Consider the following 19,458-nt stretch of genomic DNA (forward strand, 5'->3'; position numbering starts at 1 on the left):
ACATCGTGGTGATCAACGCGTACGTCCGTGAGAACGCAGGCGACGCGGCCCTGCTCTCCGTCTGTCTGCGGCAGGTGCAGGAAGCCTTCCCCCACGCCGACGTGGTCATCGCGGGGATGGAGGACGCGGACGTCCACCGGTCGTTTGAGGGCGTACGCAACATCGGCTCGATCCGCCGCTACGTCGCCGACGGCACCGTCTCGCTGCCCCGCCGCCTGCTACGCAAGGCGCTGCTGGGCCTCGCCGGCACCGCAGCCGTATCGCTGCCCCGCCCGCTCGCCCGCGCAGTGCTGCGGGTGCTGCCCGCCGAGGCCCGACGCGAGGCGGACGCCGTGATGCGCGCGGACCTGGTGGTCTCTATGGGCGGCGGCTACGTTCTTGCCCGCCCCGGCCTCGACGGCTACCAGAACATCTTCTTCGTGCTTCTGCCCGCGCTGCTGGCTCAGAAAGCGGGCGTCCCGGTCGTCTGGGCCCCACAGTCCTTCGGCCCGTTCCCCGCCGCCGCCCAGCGCCGGCTGGTCGGCCGGGTCATGCGCCGCTCGGCGGCAGTGCTCCCGCGCGAGGACGTCAGCGTCACCGAGCTGCTGGCCTGCGGAATCCCGGCGGAGCACATCGAGCGGGCGGTGGACGCCGGCTTCGCCTTCGACCCGCAGCGCAGCACCGACTGGAGGGCCAGGCTCGGCCTCGGCCCGGAGGAACGGCTCGTCGGCATCACCGCCCGCCGCTGGCTGGACCGCACCGGTCAGGAGCGTTACGAACGGGAACTCGCCCGCACCATCGACGCCGTCCAGGCCACCGGTGCCCGCGCGGTCCTCATCCCCCAGGTCAGCACCGACTACCTCGGCGATGACGACCGCATCTGCGAACGCCGCATCGTCGGACACTGCACGAGCGGTCCGCTGATGGTTGACGAGGTCGTCGACTACCGCGACCTCAAGGGCCTCTACGACGAGTGCACGCTGCTCATCGGCACCCGCTTCCACTCGGTGATCTTCTCGCTCACCAGCAACGTGCCGTGCGTGGCCATCGAATACGAGCACAAAACCCGCGGCATCATGGCCGACCTGAACCTCGGCGAGTGGGTGCTGCCCATCGCCGACGTCACCCACGACCGGCTGTGGACGCTGGTGGAACCCCTCCTGAAGGACCCCACCTCCTACCGCACGATCCTCGACCGTAACCTCCCCGGATACGTCGCCCGGGCCTGCTCCCTGCCCGCCCGTCTGCGGGAGGCAGTGTGACCCGGCGCCGTACAATCGCGGTCGTCACCCCGTACTACCCGCCGAAGATCGGCGGCGTGGAGCAGTACACCGCACGCATCGCGGCCGCCGTGGCAGCTACCCCCGACTTGCGCGCCGTGGTGATCACCACCCGTCTCGACGGGGGACTGCGCACCACCGTCACCACCGAGAACGGCGTACCGGTCGTCCGGCTCGGCGTCTGGCTCAAACTGTCAAACACCCCACTCAGCCCTCTGTGGCCCCTGCAACTGCGCCGCTGGCTGCGCCGCACCGCCGCCGACGTCGTCAACGCGCACGCGCCCGTCCCCGGACTCGGTGACCTGGCCATCGCAGCGGCCGGCCGCCGCCCGACCGTGCTCACCTACCACGCGGGCTCGATGCTCAAGGGCGAGCCGGGCAGCGGCGCCGCCGACCGCCTCATCGGCCTGTACGAGAAGGCCGTACTGCCTCGCGTATTCGCCCGCGCCCGCCGCCTCGTCGCTGTCTCCCCGGTGTCACTGGCCGACGGCCGCCCACACGCGGTACGGATCACACCCGGCGTGGACACCGACCGGTTCACCCCAGGCGAGCCGGCCTCCCGACGACCCCAGACCATCGTGTACGTGGGCCGGATGGACCGCTCCTCGGCGTGGAAGGGCGTCAACGTCCTGGTCCGCGCCTTCGCCCGGCTGGCGAGGGAGTTCCCGCATGCCCGGCTCCGCCTCGTCGGCGACGGAGACGCCCTGCCCGATCTGAAAGCCCTCGCGGCCGAACTCGGCGTCGCCGACCGGCTTGAGACACCAGGTGCGCTGAGCGGCGCCGCACTGACGGACGCGGTGCGCACGGCCGCCGTCCTGGCGCTGCCCTCGCTCACCGAGGCGGAGTCCTTCGGCATGGCGCTGGTCGAGGCCATGGCCTGCGGCACGCCGGTGGTCGGCTCAGACGTCGGCGGCATCCCGCATGTCGTCGACGACGGCGAGACGGGCCTGCTAGTCCCGCCAGGCGACCCGGACGCCCTGGCCGCGGCATGCGCCAAGCTGCTGTCCGACGGGGACCTGGCCGACCGTACGGGCGCGGCGGGCCGCCGGGCAGCCGAGGAACGCTATGCCTGGCCCACTCTGACGGACCGTTACCTGGACTTGTTCCGGACTCTCTAGTCCTTCTTCTGCTGGTAGTCCCGGATGGCTTTCTCCAGGGCCTCGAAGGCGGGCTTGCGCAGGCCGCCGTAGTACGTCAGGCCGTAGTGGCGCGACTTGCGGCTGGTCGCGTTCTCCGGCTCCCCGTCCTGGTAGGAGTACCAGAACACCACGTCCACCGAGGGGATTGCCGCCGACGCCGGCACCATGTCGGCGGCGATCTTGGCCTGCAGCTGCAGGGTGGCGTGGTCGGTGCCTTGGGCGTCCTCGCTGTCTGCGGCCTTGCCCGTGGACCAGGTGGGCGCGCCGGTCTCGGTCAGCCAGATCGGCATGTCGGGCTTGCCGTACCGCTTGAGGATGGCGACGAGGTTGTCCGGCGTGCGGTCGATCTCCTGGAAGCGGGTGCCGGTGGCGGTCTCTGTGCTGGGCAACAGGGGATAGGTGTACGGGTGGTAGGAAATTGCGTTCACCTGCTTCAGCGCGCCCCGCCGACCCAACTCTGCCAGGAATGTCTGATGCGACACGTACTGCCTGGAAGGGATGGTGTCCACGGCGGCGAGTCCGCCGAGAAGGAGATAGGCCGTGGGATCGACGGCGCGGATGGCCGGGGCGGTCACGGCCAGCAGCTTGGCGTAACGATCGGCGTCGGGGCCGGTGTGCCAGAACGGCTTGATGTTGGGCTCGTTCCAGATCTCCCAGGTATGCACGCCCCTGGGCGCGTAGCGCGCGGCGGCCTGCCGCGCAAACTCGGCGAATTGCGCGTTGTCGGCGGGCGGGCAAGTCTGGCTGGTGCTTCCGCAGTTCGGGTCGGCGGCCCAGCGCGGGGTGTAGGAGATGGTGGGCAGGACGTCGAGTCCGCGGGTGCGAGCCGCGTCCACCACGCGGTCGAAACGCTCCCACAGAAACTGCACGGAGGAGTCGGGCTGGATATTGCGCCACGACAGGTCCACCCGCACCCAGCGCACACCCAGTTCCGCTGCGTCGTCCATCGCCTTGGCGAGGTTCGCGTCCGTCATCCAGGTCAGGGTGTCACCGAAGGCGAGCCCGAAGCGGAGGTCCCGGCTGCGGGTGCTGGCCGATTCCGAGGTGGTAGACGGAGAGGTGGACACGGGTGTCCCGATGCCGTCGTCAGGGGTACGGGACGGGGAACCTACGCCGGTCGTGGCCACGAGGACGGCCACGGAAGCACCAAGCACGCCGACGGAGACGAGCCCGCCGAGGAGCCGCCGCCCGATGCGCGATGGCAGGACACGGTGGGAACGCGGACGGGCGGGCACGGACAGTCTGGGCAGCTGGGACACCAGCGCAGCCTAATCTGTCGGGATTGCACGACCAGGCAGCAGGGTTGATGCGGCGCCTTTCCCTTGGTGCGCTCCTCTGCCCGTGACCCCCGCTTTCTACCTGTCTGATTACCTGTCTCGAAGGTTGGCGGACGCCGTCGATTGGGGATATAGAACGCCGCGCCGTCCGTCCTCGCAGTCCGCGAGGCAGGCTTGCGAACCAGCGGGCAGCGGATTCCCCTTCCGACACGCGGACACTCAGCCGAGACCTGGCTCACCTGTCCACAACCTCCCCGGACAGAACAGCTAGGAGGCCAGCGAAGCGAAGATCTTCGCCTCTTTCTCCTCAGCTATCCCGTGCTCCGCCCAGCGCGGGTGGTCCACGGGACGCTCATCGGACGCCCACCAACGCCAGGTGTCGCCGACCGTCTTGGCGATCGGCCGGCAGGTGAGGCCCGCCGACAAGGCACGGCTAGAGTCAACCGCCCACACCCCGGCGTGCGTTCGCCACAGGGGCAACTCCGTCCACTGCTTGACGCCCTGGTTGACCAGGACCGCGGGATCCACCCAGACAGGGGCTCCGGCGCCGCCCATCTCGTACAGACAGGCCTCCAGGAAGCCGCGGAACGTGATGCCCTCGGAGTGGGTGACGTTGTACCCACCGCTCGCGTCGCTGGCCGCCATCGTCAGCGCAAAGTCGGCGACGTCGCGCACGTCGACCGGCTGAATGCGCTGCTCGGCCGGGGCGGGGGCGAGGATGCGGCCGCCGCGTTTGGCGCGCTCGAGCCACCAGGGAAGACGTCCCACGTACTCGCCGGGCCCCAGGATCACGCCCGGCCGCAGGAACACCGCGCTGTCGCCGAACTCCTCGGTGACGGCGCGCTCACCCCAGCCTTCTGGAACCCGTACTGCGTGGGCGAGCCGTCCGGCCCCGTGTAGCCGTACAACTCGTCAGCGTCCGGCGGGCATTCGAGGAGCGGCGAGGCATCGGTGAGCGGCTGGTGCGGCCAGCCCTCGTACACGGACACGGTAGAGACGTGCACCCAGCGGTGCGCAACCGGACGCAGTGTGGCGGCGGCCGCCAGCACATCCCGAGGGGGAAGGTCAGAGCTCGAAGTATCGATCACGGCATCCCACGGCCCATGTTCGGCGAGGCGCTCAAGGTCGACGCGGCTCGTGCGGTCTCCGTGAATCGGCTCCACGCCGTCCACTCGCGACCGGATCGCCCCCGGTTGAAAGTGGTGACCTGCCACCCCCTCGCCAGCGCATTCTCCGCAATGTGCCTGCCCAGGAACCACGTTCCGCCCATGACCAAAATCCTCATGGGAAGGATCCTGCCGCGCGGGCCTGGTACAGGGGAAGTGCACCTCGGTGCGTCCTCAAGCCACCGCCGCAGGCTTGAAGTTGCGTACCTGCACCTCAAGCGGTGTCAGTGCCTGCTCGTATCGTGAAGTCGTGTTCCCCTCGACCTGCCCGAACGGGCTCCGCTGCCCTGCCCTGGATGACGTCAACGCCCGCATACGCACCCTGATGGGCGAGCCCGCCACACCGGCCCGCGCCGAGCGGTACCGGCTGCTGCTCGACCTGTGGGGCTCTCTCACACGCGGAAACCTCGAGCCGGCCGCGTGAAGCTCGGGAGCATGGTGCGCCGGGGCTTTGACGTCGTCATGCAGGGGGGAACGCCAGGCGGCCGGATTCTGTGACATACCGCCGCGTTAGTTGATCTAAGTACAGGGGGACGAACCACCAGTGACACCAAGTGACCTTTTCGAGTTCAACGTGCGCGAGAAGTTTCGATCAGAAGGGCCCCCCTCAGCTCACTGCTGAGGGTGGGCGCACGATCGCGCTGCCGTTGAGGGGCACCCCGAGGGCGTCGTGTGCACCACCCGTAGAACTCAGGGAAAGCCGAGTTCCGTGGTCGTGCCCGATCTTTCTGCCGTGCCCGCCTGGGGAGTTCTTCTCACTGGCGTCCTCACCACCGTTGCCTCAACGCTCATAGCGCTCGTTCGCCTCGTGCTGCACGCGCTGCCGCAGAATTCCGCTGATCGGCTTGAGTGGTGGAAGACCTTCCTCGCGTATCGACTGGACCGCCGACGCGTGCAGAGGGCTGAACAGCTCCATGAGCAGGAAAGCCGAAGTGACACCGCGCCGGTGCCTGAGCGAAGCGAAGGCACTGGAACTACTTGATGGTGTTACTTGATCTTCTTACTAAAGGGGCCCAACTGTTCAGCGGCCAGGATGCGCCTGGTCAAAGTGGTCCGTGATGGCGGTCTCGATGCGTTGGCGAAACGCTTCGTGGCGGGCCTCAGCGTGCGCGGTGAGCGCCTCATTCAGCTTCGCCGGATCGAGCGGCACGACGAATGTCCCCAACGGCTCGTGGCTCGGGTTCTCATCGTGGTACCAGCCGCAGCTGAGCGGGCACGAAAACCGCATCGTCCCCGACAGCGGGCCCCGAAGGCCGTACGGGTAATCCGGCATAGGGATGATGCTCGGCTCTGGCGGCGGCGCGGCTTCCGCTGCTCGGCGCGCGGCCTCGAGTTCGTCGAACACCTCGCGCGGCGTCTTCTTCGGCAGTCGCGCGAGCAGCTCGTCGAGGTCGTCTGCATTCATGCCGGTCAGCATGGCAGAGCCCCACCCCGCGGAGCGGTTGAGGGGCGAGGCTCAGTCTCGGGGCGGTCAGCGAACAAACAGAGCGGCAACACCGGTCGCGACGCCCGCGAGACCGGTCAGCGCGCCGATCGCTGGCAGCGGCCACCGTGCGGACTCCAGCGAGGCGATCCGGGCTTCGTCCCGCAATTGGCGCGGCGTCTCGCCGAGCTCCAGCGCACGAAGCCGAGCCTCATGGTCCGTCACGTGGCCCTTGGTCTCCCGACTGTCGGCGAGGATCCCGTCCAGCTTGCCGTCCATGCGGGAAACCAAACGGGACAAGTTCTGCACCTCCTGGTACATCTGCACTGGGGAGATGTAGACGCCGGACTCGGTCGGCGGCTGCGTGGTCATGACCGGCTCTGGCGCAGCAGCTCGACAACGTCATCCGTCCTCTTGTAGCGGGGAGGCTGCGCCCACCCAAGCAGAGCACCCGCCGCGCCCTTGACCCAGGCCGGCCCGCCGAGCTTCTCGACGACCCGCTCGACGAACCGGAACACCACGTAGTAGGCACCCGCCGCGGCGAGCGTCACGGCCGCCTGCGCCGTCTGGCTGTTGAGCGAAAACCCGAGATGGGTCAGGGCGACGATGATCCATCCGGCGACGAGCGGCACGACCGTACGGAGGAGAGAAGGCAGCAGCACGTCAGGACTCCTTGAAGACGAGCGCCGTCAGGACGGCGCTGGTGATGGTGATCGGCGCGTCGGACTGGTTCAGCAGCCTCACCCGCATGCCGCGGTCCTTCGCGAGCCGCTTCACGAGCGGCACGACCCGGAACGTCCCGCCGGGCGTGCCGATCAGTTCGTCGATCGGGTGGTCCTTCGCGAGCTTGTCGCCGTCGTACTCGGACATACGGGCCTGGACGACGTGCCCGACGGCCAGGCCGTCGATCGCCAGAGACACGCTGCCGGTGAACCGTGCGGCGCCGCGCACGAAGACGCTGCCGTCCGTTCCGTGGTCGCCGGCCGTGTCGTTCCACTCGGTGGTGAACTCGATCGAATCCCAGGCGCCGGGCTCGAGCGTGAAGGGCTTCGCGAGGCCAAGGTTCACGTATCCGGGCATGTCGTCGTCCTCCTGGTGGGTGGGGTCCCAGCTCGCCGGGTGGGCCAGGCGCTCGGCCACGTCCGCGCGGAAGCGGTCCATCGTGAACGTGAAGCGTCCGCGGTTGCCGTAACCGGCCACAGGGCCGCGAGGGTCGACCTTGCCCTCGACGCTTGTTTCGAGGTGACCGGCCACGGACGCTGCCGACCAGCCGTGATGACGGCAGATCGCCGCGTTGAAGCGGACCCAGGTGTCGTACTGCTCGGCCGTGTACGTGTCGACGTTGTCGCCGAGGTTTTCGACCTCGATCCCGTACATCGCATCGTTGCCGTCGACCGTGCCCGACGCCGTCGACTGCCTCGGAAGGTCTCGCTCGGCAACGAGTGCGTCGAACACGTTCTTCGCCGCCAGCCCGGCATGGTTGGCGCGGCCGTCGGCGACGAGCGTCAGCACACCGGACTTAGGCAGGTACGCGTGAGCGAGCGGCGGCGGCAAGTCCGGCAGGCCGTTCATGGCGACCGTCGCGAGGGAGTCACGGCCTGCCGTGTGGTGATTGAGTATGGCGTGCACCGGTCCGAAGGTCTTGCCCGTGGCCGCGTCCCGGCCGCGCGTGGTCCAGCCGCGGTACTCGACGAACCGCACACCTTCGGCGCGCAGCGCGGCACGCCACTGGGCAGGTGTCATCGGGGCTGCCATCACGCACCGCCCGTCGGCTCGGGCTGGTAGCCCGACAACGTGCGGGCCGCCTCGTCGGGAATCCCGGCGGCGATCAGTGCCTCGTAGGCGTCCCGCTCCCGCGCGGTCTCCGCTGCCCGGATGGCAGCCTGCCGCTGCTCCTCCGCCGCGTCGGCCGCCGCCTTCTTCGCGGCGTAGTCGGCTGCGGACAGCAGGGTCACGCCCTCGGGGTGGACTGGATTCTCTGCGGTCGTGACGCGCTCCGTGAGCGCACCCGACGGGTACTCGTAGTAAAAGGTCTGTTCGGTCATGACTGGCGCTCCCCCGTCAGTTGAAATGGTTGGACCACACGTAGGCGCGCAACGATTTCTGAACGCGCGTGATGGTGGCCCCGCCGCTTCCCCGGCCGGCCTCGACATTCATCGTGATCGTGCGGGTCTCCCCCGGCGCGAGCGTGAAGGACGTGATCTTGTTTGTCTGGGCGTGGGTGGCGAAGATCTGCCGGTTGCCGGTGTTGCCCAGATAGACCGTGTCGTCGCCGTCGATACCGGCCATAGCGCCACTGTTCGGGGGCAGTTGGAAGTCGAGGTCGACTTCCCGGAACAGCAGGCCGAGCCCACGCCGGCAGGGGTCCGGGTTGGTGATGTCGATGGACACCGTCTCGATCACGGTCTGCACGGCCGGTACAGGGATCGGGGCCGCGACGTACGAGGTCGTCGCCTGCTCGCCCTCGAAATCGGACCAGTACCGCGGGTCGGCGCGCAGTTCGCCGCTGGCCGGGTCGCAGTACACGCCGCTGCCGCTGTCGCCGATGGCACACGCGAATGGCCATTCAGCCACGTTCGCGGCAAGCGGGGACGCGGCCGTGCCGTCGCCACTCAGACCGCACGCCGTGACGGTGGGGCCAGCGACAACGGTGCATCTGCACCGCTTGCTGCCGCAGCAGTTAGCCATGCTTCCCTCCGAAGAAGAGAACCTGGCTCGGCCCAAAACCAGCAGCCCCGACAGTTTATGGCCCGGCCACCACGCCCCAACCGCCACAAACGCGAGCTCAATCACTGTCCAGCACACCCCCCGTGTAGCCGGACAGGCGCCGCGCGACCGCGTCCGGCAGCAGCGCGGCCAGAGCGATGTACGCGGTCCGCTCCTCGGCTTCCTGCGCAGCCTGGCGCTCGGCCTCGTCCCGGGCGCGCTGCTCCTCGATGGCGGCGAGCGCGGCTTCGTACTCCTCTGCGCTCACTCCCATCGCACCGTCGGGAACCGACACGTCTACGCCCTCGGACGTGGTCACCGTGCGCAGGCCGCCGTCCGGGAGCTGGTAGTAGCTGGTCGTCGTCTGGTCCACAGCAACCGCCCTATGCGCTCAGAGGGATGGAGAACAGCCAGGCCCGCATGGCGGTCTGGATGCGGTTGTACCTTGCGCCGCCGGCTCCACGGCCGACCGTCACGTTCAGGTTGATGGCGAGCGAGCCGCCCGCCGGGATGACCGCGTTGTGCATCACGCTGCTCTGGGACTGCCACGAGGTGATGCCCGAGCTGCCGGTGTTTTTCATGTACGCGAGGTCGTCGCCGTTGATCCCGGCCGCCGCTGCTCCACCGTTGGCCGGCAGGTTGAAGCTCACGTCGACCGCCCGGTGCACGATCACGAACGCGGGCCGGCACGGGTCCGGGTTGACCATGGTGATGGTGGTGGTCTGGATGGTCGTCTCTGTGCTCGGCACGACCCTGGCAGTCACCGTGTCGTTTGCGGCTGCCTCCCGGTATCGGGCCCGGAACGGGGGATCGGTCTTCAACTGGCCGCTGACCGGGTCGCAGTACACCCCGCCGCCGTTGGCCGCGATGCCGCAGCTGTGCGGCCAGGCCGCTGTGTTGGCGCGTACCGGGCTCCCGCCCGAGCCGTCGCCGAGCAGACCACACCCGGCCGTCACGGTGGCCGCGCCGGTCGGCACGTACAGGCCGTTGGGCCGTATGACGGCGTTGTTGCCCGCGTCCTCGGAGAGGTCGAGCGAGATCGCACCCGTCGACGAGTTGTACGAGATGCCCGCGCCGTTCGACAGACACGAGCGGACTTCGGCGCAGTTGGTCACCGCAGTGATGACGAACGGGTTCGGCGTACTGCCCGCGCCCGTCACCTCCGTGTTCTCACCGGCGACGATGACGCAGTTGCAGCCCGTCCCGCCGCATTGGCACCTGGCCAAGTCGCACCCCTTGAGGCGTCGATCCTTGGCCCGGCCCAGAACCAGCGGCTACACGTCAGTCTAGGGTGCTCTTTCGGATCTTCCCCCGGCGCGTTCCGGGCGGCCGCTAGAGTGCGCGCCGTGGGCATACCCGGTTGGTTCGTCTGGATCTTTCTCGTTCTGTTCTTCTGGCAGGTCCTCGGTCTCATCCCCGTCATCCATCGACTGCGGGAAGCCGACTCCGCGCTGCGTTTCAAGGCGCGCCTTGACCTGATGGAGGTCGTCGGCTCCCTGCTCCTCTTCGGCGGCATACCGCTGAGTTTCACGGTGGGGGAATCCTGGTTCTGGCTCGGCCTCGCAGGCTTCCCGCTCCTGACCGCTGTCTACGCCGTTAAGGGTGTGCACTGGCTGCGCGCCCACCGCCACCCCACGGCCTGATCCAAACGAATCTGCCTTTAGAAGCATCCGCTGGAAGCGACGAGCCGACATTCACGAAGCGTTCCTCAAACTCGCCTGCTGCCTCATCACCCACCGGCAACTCAGTCATTCAGTAGCCGTTGTTAGCCGCCGAGTGCGTCCGGAGCTGCCGGTATCACCCTCACGCCGGCCTCACGCAGGACCGTACAGGTCGCGTCGTCTCCCGACGCGTTGGTGATGACCACATCCAGGTCTTCCGGATCACAAATCTTCACCATGCCGGTTCCGGGGAACTTGCTCTTGTCGGCTAGAAGGACCACTTTGTCGCTGGCGGCGATCATGGCGCGCCTGGCGGGCACCTCGGCCACGGTGGTGTCCATGACCTGGCCTCCAGGGCGAAGGCCGCAAGCTCCCATGAACAGCCAGTCTGCATGGACTTGCCGGAGGTTGTCCTCGGCCATGAACCCATCCAACATGCGTGATTCACGGATGACCATGCCCCCGAGCAACATCAGGTCGATGTTTTCGTCATCGATGAGCACGTCGTAGACCGCAAGGTTGTTCGTGATCACAGTGAGTCGGCGGCCATGCAGCTGAAGCGCCAGCCGGTGCACCGTCGTTCCGCTGTCGAGAATGACCGACTGGCCGTCCTCGATCATCGTGACCGCTTGGGCGGCGATCGCGTCCTTCTCTCTCACCTGAACCGAAGCGGCCTCGTCGAAGGGCGGCTGATCCTCCTCGACGACCGCTCCGCCATGCACCCGGGTAAGCAACCCGTCCCCCTCCAGTTTTAGGAGGTCTCGCCGGATCGTCGCCGCACTGGCATCAAGCTGCTCGGCGAGGTCAGTCACGGACGCCGTGCCGCCCGAGCGCAGGGCCTGCAGGATGAGTTGGTGTCGTCGTTCAGCCAGCACGCAACCGGACACTACACGCTGCCAGCCAGCGCAACCTGGCGACCTCCACTGGCAGTTACCGAGTACTCGGGCGGCCACAGCAGTCACTCGAACCGTTTGAAGGCGACCAGGACACATGGCGTCGTCGAAAGGTCCGCTGTTACTGGCTCTAACAAAAGCGTTTGAGCATGTGACTGTCGGCTTGATCGCTCGTTGGTGTGGGCATGGGGAAGCGTCAGTCACGGCCGTGAATCGTGTCGGACGAACTGTGGTCGCTCATCGAGCCGTTGCTGCCCGAACCACCGCCGAAGCAGGTGGAGGGTCGGCCGCGGGTGCCGGACCGGCAGGCTCTGTGCGGGATTCTGTTCGTGCTGCACACCGGGATCCAGTGGGAGTACCTTCCGCAGGAGCTCGGCTTCGGCTCCGGGATGACCTGCTGGCGCCGCCTGGCGGCCTGGAACGAGGCCGGCGTCTGGGTGCAGCTGCATCAGCTGCTGCTGAACAAGTTGCGCTCGAAGAACCAGCTGGACTGGTCCCGGGCGGTGATCGATTCCTCCCACGTCCGGGCCGCCCGCCGGGGCCCAAAAGCGGACCCAGCCCGGTCGACCGCGCACGCCCGGGCAGCAAACACCACATCCTCACCGACGGCCAGGGCATCCCACTTGCGGTGTCGCTGACCGGCGGCAACCGCAACGACGTCACCCAACTGCTGCCCCTGTTGGACAAGATTCCGCCCGTTGCGGGCGTCGTTGGTCGGCCGCGACGGCGGCCCGACATGCTCTTCGCCGACCGCGGCTACGACCACGACAAGTACCGACGGCTGCTGCGCGAGCGAGGCATTCGCCCGGCGATCGCCGAACGAGGGCAGCCGCACGGCACCGGCCAGGGTGCCTTCCGGTGGGTGGTCGAGCGGACGATCTCCTGGCTGCACGGCTTCCGCCGGCTGCGCATCCGGTGGGAACGACGCGACGACATCCACGAAGCCTTCCTCGGCCTCGCCGTCTGCCTGATCACCCACCGCCACGTCCAGAGGCTTTGTTAGGGCCAGCCAGTAAGTCCTCGATGGCCCCCACTGCCGGCGAGCGCACTCGCGTACGGCGCCGCATTCCGCGTCCGTGCAGCTCAGCTCAGCCACCCCCGCGGCCCGTGCCGGCTGCCGCCGAGGTGACGATGTCGGCCCTGACCCGGGTCTCGGAGCCTAGCCATCCCGCACGACCACCTTGCCGCTGCCGAAGTCGTTGACAGCGAGGGGGGTTCTCCCAGCTCAGATTCCAGAGGAGAGCTACACCAGGTCACGAATAATGAGGAAAAACCCCAATGGTGCCGATATACCATTCGAATAAGGTATGAAACGCTACCCGATCCGCCTCTGTGCTGAAATCTGACGCACCAACAGCTGACGATGCGATACAGGCGCTAACCGGATGTATTCGCCTCCGGTAGTCACCCAAAGCCACTGCCGCTCAGGTCCGCCACCCTCCTGCTCCTGCGCTTGCCCGGGGAGGCGCGCACATCGTGCGGGTTGCGTGAAGGACCAGGTGAGAGGATCACGCGGCCGCAAGGTGCCCTCTTTTTAGGCCTGTTGCGTCCTTCATTGCTTGATTTCCTCTGAAAGGGCTCATCTGACGTGTTGTCACGAAGGTTTGCGGGCGGGCTGACAGGTCCGCCCCTTGCGAGACGCATCGCGATCGCGGTGACTGGGGCACTGGTCTCCACCGCGCTCACGGTCATCTCCCCGGCCAGCGCACCGGCATTTGCCGCCGCCGCGTCCGCGACTCCCGTCGCGTCGCGTCCGGACGCCTACGCGGCGATGATGGCGGCGAAGAAGCAGGATTCCCGGGTGGAGGTGTTGGACGACCGCACAGACGCTTCGCAGACCTTCGCCAACTCCGACGGCACCTTCACTTACGAGAAGTACGCCGCACCCAAATGGGTCTATCAGGACGGTTCCTGGAAGGTCCTGGATCCGACGCTGGTCAAGGACTCGGCGGGGGACTGGGCGCCGGCGTTGTCGGAGTCCGTGCTCAAGCTGTCCGGGGGCGGTAGTGGCCCGCTGGCCATCATGACCGTGGACGGCAAGCAGCTGTCCCTGACCTGGCCCAGTGTCCTGCCCACGCCGACTGCCTCAGGTGCGACGCTCACCTACCCCGCTGTGCTTTCCGGCGTGGATCTCCAGGTCACCGCCACTGCCGCAGGTGGTGTCGAGGAGACTCTGGTCATCGAGGACGCTACCGCCGCTGCTGATCCGGCACTGGCCGATCTGGTGCAGACGGTGAACACGAGTAACGGCACCACTGCGGCCACGGACGCCGGCGGCAACCTGACCGACACCGATACCCACGGGGATGTGCTGGTCAACTCCCCCTCCCCGGTGATGTGGGACTCGGCTGCCACCGCAGACGTCACCACAAGGGCCTCGGACAGCAGTTTCCTGACCCACGCCGACACCTCGGCGGGCTCCACCCACGCGCTGGCCCACGTCACGCCGGCGAGTCTGACGGCCCAGCCAGGCACCCGTTCCACTGTGCACGCGCCGGGCATGCGCGCGCATCAGGCGCCGGTGCGGGCGAACCTGAAGAACCACAAGCTGCACCTGGTTGCCGATAAGAGCCTGCTGGCGGCGAAGTCCACGGTGTTCCCGGTATACATCGATCCGGCCTACACGCCGCACCCGGCCAGTGGTTCGACGCTCAACTACGACGAGGTGCAGCAGGCGTATCCGACCACCTCCAACTGGGACACCGCCCCCAGCAACGGCAACGCCGTCGGGTATCAGGGCTTTTCCTCCCCGACCGGGATCGAGCGCACTTACTACAACCTGAGGGTGCCCTCCACCATCTTCGGGGCGACGATCCTGTCGGCCACGCTGAACACCACGGTCAGCTACGCCGCTGCCTCCGGATCGACCACGACCGCGGTGGACCTGTACTCGACCTGCTCGATCTCCACGTCGACGACGTGGAACAACCAGCCGTGCAAGGACAGTTCGGTCAACCCCAACTATCCCAACCCGGTACTCGCCAAGAGCTTCACCACCACAAGCCAGTCCCCGAACCTGGCCGTCGCGTTCAACGTGCAGGCCTCGATGCAGCTGCTTGCGAACGGCAGCCACAGCAACTGGACCATCGGGCTGTTCAACGCTACCGAGACCGACGACACCCACCTGGTGCGCTTCGCCACCAACCCGTCGTTCTCCATCACCTACAACCACCCCCCGGTGACCCCGACCAACTTGTCCATGACGCCGTCCAACGTGGTCGGCTCCACGTACACGTCCAGCGGCACGCCGACCCTGTCGGCGTCGGCCACCGACGCCGACAGCGACACCGTCCAGCTCAGCTACCAGATCCTGTCCGGCTCCACGGTCACAGCGTCCGGCACGACCGCATTCGTGAACTCCGGCACCGCGGCAACCTGGAAGCCCAGCTCCGCACTCGCGGACGGCTCCTACACCTGGAAGGTCCGCGCGTACGACGGCAATGACTACTCGGCCTGGAGTGCGGCGCAGGCGTTCACCGTCGACACCAGCACCCCACCGGCGCCGAGCGTGTCCTGCCCCGGCTACCCGCACGGGGTGTGGACTGCTGCGATCTCCGGCGGCACCACCTGCTCCCTGAGCGACACGGCGAGCGACGTCATGGGCTTCAGCTGGGGCATCGATTCCGGCAACGGCACCTGGACCTCCGGGACCTCGGCCACCATCAGCATCAACCCCCCGGCCGGCTACCACACCCTGTGGGTCTCCGCGTACAGCAACGCCGACAAGCAGGGCACGGAGACCTACTACGTCTTCGGAGTCGGATCCGCTGGCATGACCAGCCCGGCCGACCAGTCCGCGACCTCCACCACCCTGCCCCTGTCCGCCAGTGCGCCCACCGGTGCGAGCACCGTCACCTTCAAGTACCGGGTCGGCGCCAGCGGCTCCTTCACCTCCATCCCCACCACAGCGGTCACCCAGAACGGGACCGCCATCAGCGCCTGGCCGCTGAACACCGTCTCCGGCACCAACGAGGTCACCAGCCCCAACCTTGTCTGGAACCTCACCCAGACCGTCACCAACGACGGTTTGCTCCAGGTCGAAGCGCAATTTGGAGCCTCCAACGGCAACACTGTCGTCTCCCCACCGGTCAGCGTCACCCTCGACCGGCTCGGCACCGGCACCGACTTCGGAACCACCCAAGCCGGACCCGTCACCGTCGGCCTGCAGTCCGGCAACGCTTCTGTGACCTCCACCGACGTGAGCGTCGCCAGCTACGGCTCCGGCCTGTCCGTCGACCGCACCTTCAACTCCCTCAAGCCCACCGCGGTCAACACCGGTTTCGGCCCCGGCTGGACCACCAGTCTGCCCGTCGCCGGCACCAGCGCCTCCTGGGCCTCTGTCACCGACAAGGGCACCTACGCCCTGCTCACCGGACACGACGGCTCGGGGTTGACCTTCGCCGCCGGGACCGCCAGCAACGGCACCACCCCCTACACCGGACAAGGGCCAGCCGCAGCCAGCGGCCTGACCCTGACAAAGGGCTCCACCGGGTTCACGCTCGCCGACAGCACTGGCACCGTGGTCACCTTCGTCGTACCGGCGGGCGGCACCAGCGGCCTGTACCTGCCAGCGACGGTCACCCAGCCCGGCAGTGCCAAAGCCACCGGGTTCATCTACGACCCGAACAGCGGAGCCACACAGGGCAAGCTGATGCTCATGGTCGCCCCGAACGCAGCCAGCAGCCAGCCCGCCACCAGCGCCTGCCCGTACCCGGCCACCAGCGGCAGCTGGGCCGCCGGCTGCCGCGGGCTGCAGTTCACCTACGACGGCACCAGTGGCAACATCTCAGAGATCGACTTCCTCACCTCCGACGGCACCACACTGACCAAGACCGCGGCGGCCAAGTACACCTACGACGCCTCCGGGCGCCTGGCCACCGAATGGGACCCGCGGATCAGCCCCGCCCTGGTCGCCACCTACACCTACGACGAGACCAGCACCGACGCCGACTACGGGCGCCTCCTGCACATCAGCCCCGCTCAGTCCACCGCCGGTTCCCTCGCCCCCTGGGTACTCGTCTACAACGACGACAACAGCAGTGCGGACTACGGCAAGCTCGCCTCCATCACCCGCACCCACAACAGCGCCAACGGCACCGGCATAGCCAAGACCGTCATTAGCTACAGCGTGCCGCTGACCACCGCCGCAGGCGGCCCCGCCAGCATGGACGCCGCCACCACCGCCGGCTGGGGCCAGAGCGACAACCCCGTCTCCGCCGTCGCCATCTTCCCGCCCGACCACGCCCCCAGCAGCAACCCGCCCACGGACTGGACCTACGCCCAGATCCTCTACTACGACTCCCAGGGCCGGGAAGTGAACACCGCCAGCTACAACAACGGCTGGAACATCACCACCACCGAGTACGACCAGAACGGCAACTCTGTCCGCGAGCTGAGCGCCACCAACCGGGCTAGCGCCCTCGCGGCGGGCAGCACCTCGGCCACCGTCGCCGCCCAGCTCGACACCGAGAATCTCTACAGCAGCGATGGCACTGAACTGACCGACAGTTACGGCCCCGCCCACCAGGCCACGGCAGCCGGCAGCATCCAGACCATCCGCACCCACACCCACGACGTCTACGACCAGGGCGCCCCGAACAGCGACAAGGACGCCAACGGCAACCCCTACCAGCTCGTCACCAGCGAGATCGTGAGCGCCAGCCTGGGCGCCTCTGTGCCCGGCAGCAACGACGTCGACAGCCGCACAACCAGCTCGGTCTACAACAAGGGCAGCGACAACGAGGGGTGGACTTTGCACACCCCGCTGCAGACCGTCACCGACCCCGGCACCGGCCACCTGAACATCAGCAACACCGTCGCCTTCAACGAGGACTCCTCGCTCTACGGGGGCGAGCCGCTGCAGATCGCCAGCAGCCAGCCCAGTGACACCGCCCAGACCGGCGCCGGCACCACCAAAACCATCTACTACACCGCCGGCACCAACAGTGTCGACGGGGCCTGCGGCAACCAGCCCGTCTGGGCCGACCTCGTCTGCAAAACCAAGCCCGCCGCCCAGCCGAACACATCCGGCCTCGCGAACCTTCCAGTCACCACCTACACCTACAACGTCTATCTGCAACCGCTGACCAAGACCGAGACGTACACCGCAGCAGACAGCACTACCGCAACCCGCACCACGACCACCGCCTACGATGCGGCCGCGCGTACGACGCGCAGTGACATCGCCACGACCGGAACCGGTATGGGATCCGCTGTGGCTCCGGCCAAGACCCTGTACAGCTCCACGACGGGTCTGCCCAGCGATCTGCAGAACCTGGACGCCTCAGGGAACGCGACAGCGGACCTGAAAACCTCCTACGACGACTTCGGCAACCCCAGCAGCTACACAGACGCCACCGGAAGGGTCACCAACTACACCTACGACCTGGCGGAACGCGTCATCAGCCGGAGCGACAACGGTGACACCACGACATACACCTACAACGGCGGGACCGTGCACGACGGCAGTCTCACCAGCGAGAATGACAGCCGAGCCGGGACCTTCGGCGCCGGCTACGGACCGGACGGCAACCTCGTCAACGAGACCTACCCCGGCAGTACCACAGCGACCTACACCGTCGACGCCACGGGCGCCGCAACCTCGCTGACCTACACCAACAGCAACTGGTCCGGTCCGTTGACGGATTCCGTCCAGACCAACGACGCCGGAGACTGGGCCAACCGATCGGAGCTGTCCACCACCAAGACATACAGCTACGACGCGGCGGACCGGCTGACCACCGTAGCCGACACCCAGTCAGGCCAGTGCACCACCCGTGCCTACGGCTACGAGGTTGATTCCAACCGCACAAATCTCACGACGAGCGCGCCAAAGACCGACGGTACGTGCCAGACCAGCACCAGCACCGCAGAGAGCCACGCGTACGACGCGGCGGACCGGATCACCGACACGGGATACACCTACGACACGCTCGGTGACATCACCACCACCCCGTCCGTCGACGCCGGAGGCTCTAGCAACCTGACCGCCGGCTACTTCGCCAACGGTATGCTCGCCAGCCAGACACAGGCTGGCAGCACCAACAGCTGGACCCTGGATCCCACGGGCACGCGCGTCTCAATCGCCGCCGCAAGCAGCGGCATCACCTTCACCAACGACTACGCCGACCCGTCCGACAAACCCGATCTGATCACCGCGTCCAACGGCGCATGGACCCGGAACGTGCTCGGGCCGGATGACCACCTGGCCGCCACCGTCACCGCATCTGGTGTCACCCTGCAGCTGATGGATCTGCACGGCGACCTCATGGCCACGGAAGACCTGGCAAGCAACTCCGTCACTTCCACCAACACCTACAGCGAGTTCGGGCTGGTGGAGACAGGCACGGCGGCCTCATACGGGTGGGCGGCGGGCGCTCAGCGTGAGAATGCGGGCCAAGCCGGGCAGATCCTCATGGACGTACGAGGCTACAACCCCTACCTGGGCCGCTTCGACCAACGCGACCCCGTTCCCGGAGGCAGCGCCAACGCCTACGACTACGCCGACCAGAACCCCGTCAACAACAGCGACATCTCCGGACGCTTCACCTTCCCGCACGGCCACTCCACATGCGGTTACACCACCTGCACCTTCTACCTGAGCCGCTGGGGAACCGAACATCTGTACATCTGGATGGCGGACCACGGCTGGACTTACGCAACCGTCGCCGCGGCTGTCGGCTCCCTGATGGCGGTGGCTCTGTGTGCGGACTCAGGTATGGGTCCGTACTGTGCGGTCGTTGCTGGAACCTACCTCGCCGTGTTGGCGAGTGAAATCATCGATGAGGTGGACAGCGCCCACAACCACCACCAATGTTTCGCGATGAAAACCACGTTCCCCACGTGGACAGCGGGCGGGCTCATGTTCGTCCCTCTGTATCCCGAACATGTGAAAGGAAGAAATTGCTGGTGAACAGGGAATTCGAAGGAGTAAG

At 67.4% G+C, this 19,458-nt stretch carries 18 protein-coding genes; 7 read left to right on the top strand and 11 right to left on the bottom strand.

The features are described from left to right. Positions 1 to 5: 5 nt before the first annotated feature. Together ABZT06_RS44375 and ABZT06_RS44380 are read left to right on the top strand one after the other, a co-directional pair. Positions 6 to 1,241 (top strand): polysaccharide pyruvyl transferase family protein, encoded by a 1,236-nt coding sequence (locus ABZT06_RS44375; protein WP_355754246.1) that lies wholly within the window; start codon positions 6 to 8, stop codon positions 1,239 to 1,241. After that, positions 1,238 to 2,377, top strand: a complete 1,140-nt coding sequence (locus tag ABZT06_RS44380; RefSeq protein ID WP_355754176.1) for a glycosyltransferase — start codon at positions 1,238 to 1,240, stop codon at positions 2,375 to 2,377. Before ABZT06_RS44375 ends, ABZT06_RS44380 begins: the two co-directional genes overlap by 4 nt. Here the strand turns inward: ABZT06_RS44380 and ABZT06_RS44385 are convergent. Together ABZT06_RS44385 and ABZT06_RS44390 are read right to left on the bottom strand one after the other, a co-directional pair. After that, on the bottom strand, positions 2,374 to 3,657 hold the full coding sequence (locus tag ABZT06_RS44385) for a cellulase family glycosylhydrolase (protein WP_355754179.1): 1,284 nt from the start codon (positions 3,655 to 3,657) through the stop codon (positions 2,374 to 2,376). The genes ABZT06_RS44380 and ABZT06_RS44385 overlap by 4 nt on opposite strands. A 285-nt stretch (positions 3,658 to 3,942) precedes the next feature. After that, on the bottom strand, positions 3,943 to 4,485 hold the full coding sequence (locus ABZT06_RS44390; protein ID WP_355754180.1) for an epimerase: 543 nt from the start codon (positions 4,483 to 4,485) through the stop codon (positions 3,943 to 3,945). A gap of 606 nt (positions 4,486 to 5,091) precedes the next feature. Here ABZT06_RS44390 and ABZT06_RS44395 point away from each other — a divergent pair. Beyond that, positions 5,092 to 5,265: a hypothetical protein gene (locus ABZT06_RS44395; protein ID WP_355754181.1), complete on the top strand. Its 174-nt coding sequence runs from the start codon at positions 5,092 to 5,094 to the stop codon at positions 5,263 to 5,265. Positions 5,266 to 5,550: 285 nt separating this feature from the next. Then, entirely contained in the window at positions 5,551 to 5,823 is a 273-nt protein-coding gene (locus ABZT06_RS44400; RefSeq protein ID WP_355754183.1) for a hypothetical protein, read from the top strand. A gap of 39 nt (positions 5,824 to 5,862) precedes the next feature. Here the strand turns inward: ABZT06_RS44400 and ABZT06_RS44405 are convergent, their stop codons facing one another. The 8 genes from ABZT06_RS44405 to ABZT06_RS44440 form a co-directional block, all read right to left on the bottom strand. Beyond that, the gene (locus tag ABZT06_RS44405; RefSeq protein ID WP_355754185.1) at positions 5,863 to 6,246 is read right to left on the bottom strand and encodes a hypothetical protein; all 384 of its coding nucleotides are present in this window, start codon (positions 6,244 to 6,246) and stop codon (positions 5,863 to 5,865) included. A gap of 66 nt (positions 6,247 to 6,312) precedes the next feature. After that, positions 6,313 to 6,636 carry a hypothetical protein gene (locus ABZT06_RS44410; protein ID WP_355754187.1) on the bottom strand — a complete coding sequence of 108 codons (324 nt, stop codon included), beginning with the start codon at positions 6,634 to 6,636 and terminating at the stop codon, positions 6,313 to 6,315. Further along, on the bottom strand, positions 6,633 to 6,926 hold the full coding sequence (locus tag ABZT06_RS44415; protein WP_355754190.1) for a hypothetical protein: 294 nt from the start codon (positions 6,924 to 6,926) through the stop codon (positions 6,633 to 6,635). Before ABZT06_RS44415 ends, ABZT06_RS44410 begins: the two co-directional genes overlap by 4 nt. A gap of 1 nt (position 6,927) precedes the next feature. Next, entirely contained in the window at positions 6,928 to 8,007 is a 1,080-nt protein-coding gene (locus ABZT06_RS44420; protein ID WP_355754192.1) for an N-acetylmuramoyl-L-alanine amidase, read from the bottom strand. Between the two features lie 11 nt (positions 8,008 to 8,018). Further along, positions 8,019 to 8,309 carry a hypothetical protein gene (locus ABZT06_RS44425; protein ID WP_355754194.1) on the bottom strand — a complete coding sequence of 97 codons (291 nt, stop codon included), beginning with the start codon at positions 8,307 to 8,309 and terminating at the stop codon, positions 8,019 to 8,021. 16 nt (positions 8,310 to 8,325) lie between these two features. Next, positions 8,326 to 9,057 carry a hypothetical protein gene (locus ABZT06_RS44430; RefSeq protein ID WP_355754196.1) on the bottom strand — a complete coding sequence of 244 codons (732 nt, stop codon included), beginning with the start codon at positions 9,055 to 9,057 and terminating at the stop codon, positions 8,326 to 8,328. Beyond that, complete coding sequence (locus ABZT06_RS44435) at positions 9,050 to 9,343, bottom strand: hypothetical protein (RefSeq protein ID WP_355754197.1); 294 nt, start codon at positions 9,341 to 9,343, stop codon at positions 9,050 to 9,052. Before ABZT06_RS44435 ends, ABZT06_RS44430 begins: the two co-directional genes overlap by 8 nt. Before the next feature lie 10 nt (positions 9,344 to 9,353). Further along, entirely contained in the window at positions 9,354 to 10,196 is an 843-nt protein-coding gene (locus ABZT06_RS44440; protein WP_355754199.1) for a hypothetical protein, read from the bottom strand. A 120-nt stretch (positions 10,197 to 10,316) separates the two neighbouring features. On the opposite strand from ABZT06_RS44440, the gene ABZT06_RS44445 reads away from it, so the two are divergent. Further along, a complete protein-coding gene (locus tag ABZT06_RS44445; protein WP_355754202.1) occupies positions 10,317 to 10,613 on the top strand; it encodes a hypothetical protein in 297 nt (98 codons plus the stop codon). Between the two features lie 122 nt (positions 10,614 to 10,735). Here ABZT06_RS44445 and ABZT06_RS44450 read toward each other — a convergent pair whose 3' ends face one another. After that, entirely contained in the window at positions 10,736 to 11,506 is a 771-nt protein-coding gene (locus ABZT06_RS44450; protein WP_355754203.1) for a DeoR/GlpR family DNA-binding transcription regulator, read from the bottom strand. Positions 11,507 to 11,736: 230 nt separating this feature from the next. Here ABZT06_RS44450 and ABZT06_RS44455 point away from each other — a divergent pair. Together ABZT06_RS44455 and ABZT06_RS44460 are read left to right on the top strand one after the other, a co-directional pair. Next, positions 11,737 to 12,527 (top strand): IS5 family transposase gene (locus tag ABZT06_RS44455; RefSeq protein WP_355754248.1). Its coding sequence is split into 2 segments (ribosomal slippage): positions 11,737 to 12,061 and positions 12,061 to 12,527, totalling 792 coding nucleotides; the frame shifts between segments, so codons are not numbered across the junction. 651 nt (positions 12,528 to 13,178) lie between these two features. Beyond that, complete coding sequence (locus ABZT06_RS44460; protein ID WP_355754206.1) at positions 13,179 to 19,436, top strand: RHS repeat-associated core domain-containing protein; 6,258 nt, start codon at positions 13,179 to 13,181, stop codon at positions 19,434 to 19,436. Positions 19,437 to 19,458: the final 22 nt, after the last annotated feature.

The organism is Streptomyces sp. NPDC005483 (assembly GCF_040606035.1).
Lineage (GTDB): Bacteria > Actinomycetota > Actinomycetes > Streptomycetales > Streptomycetaceae > Streptomyces.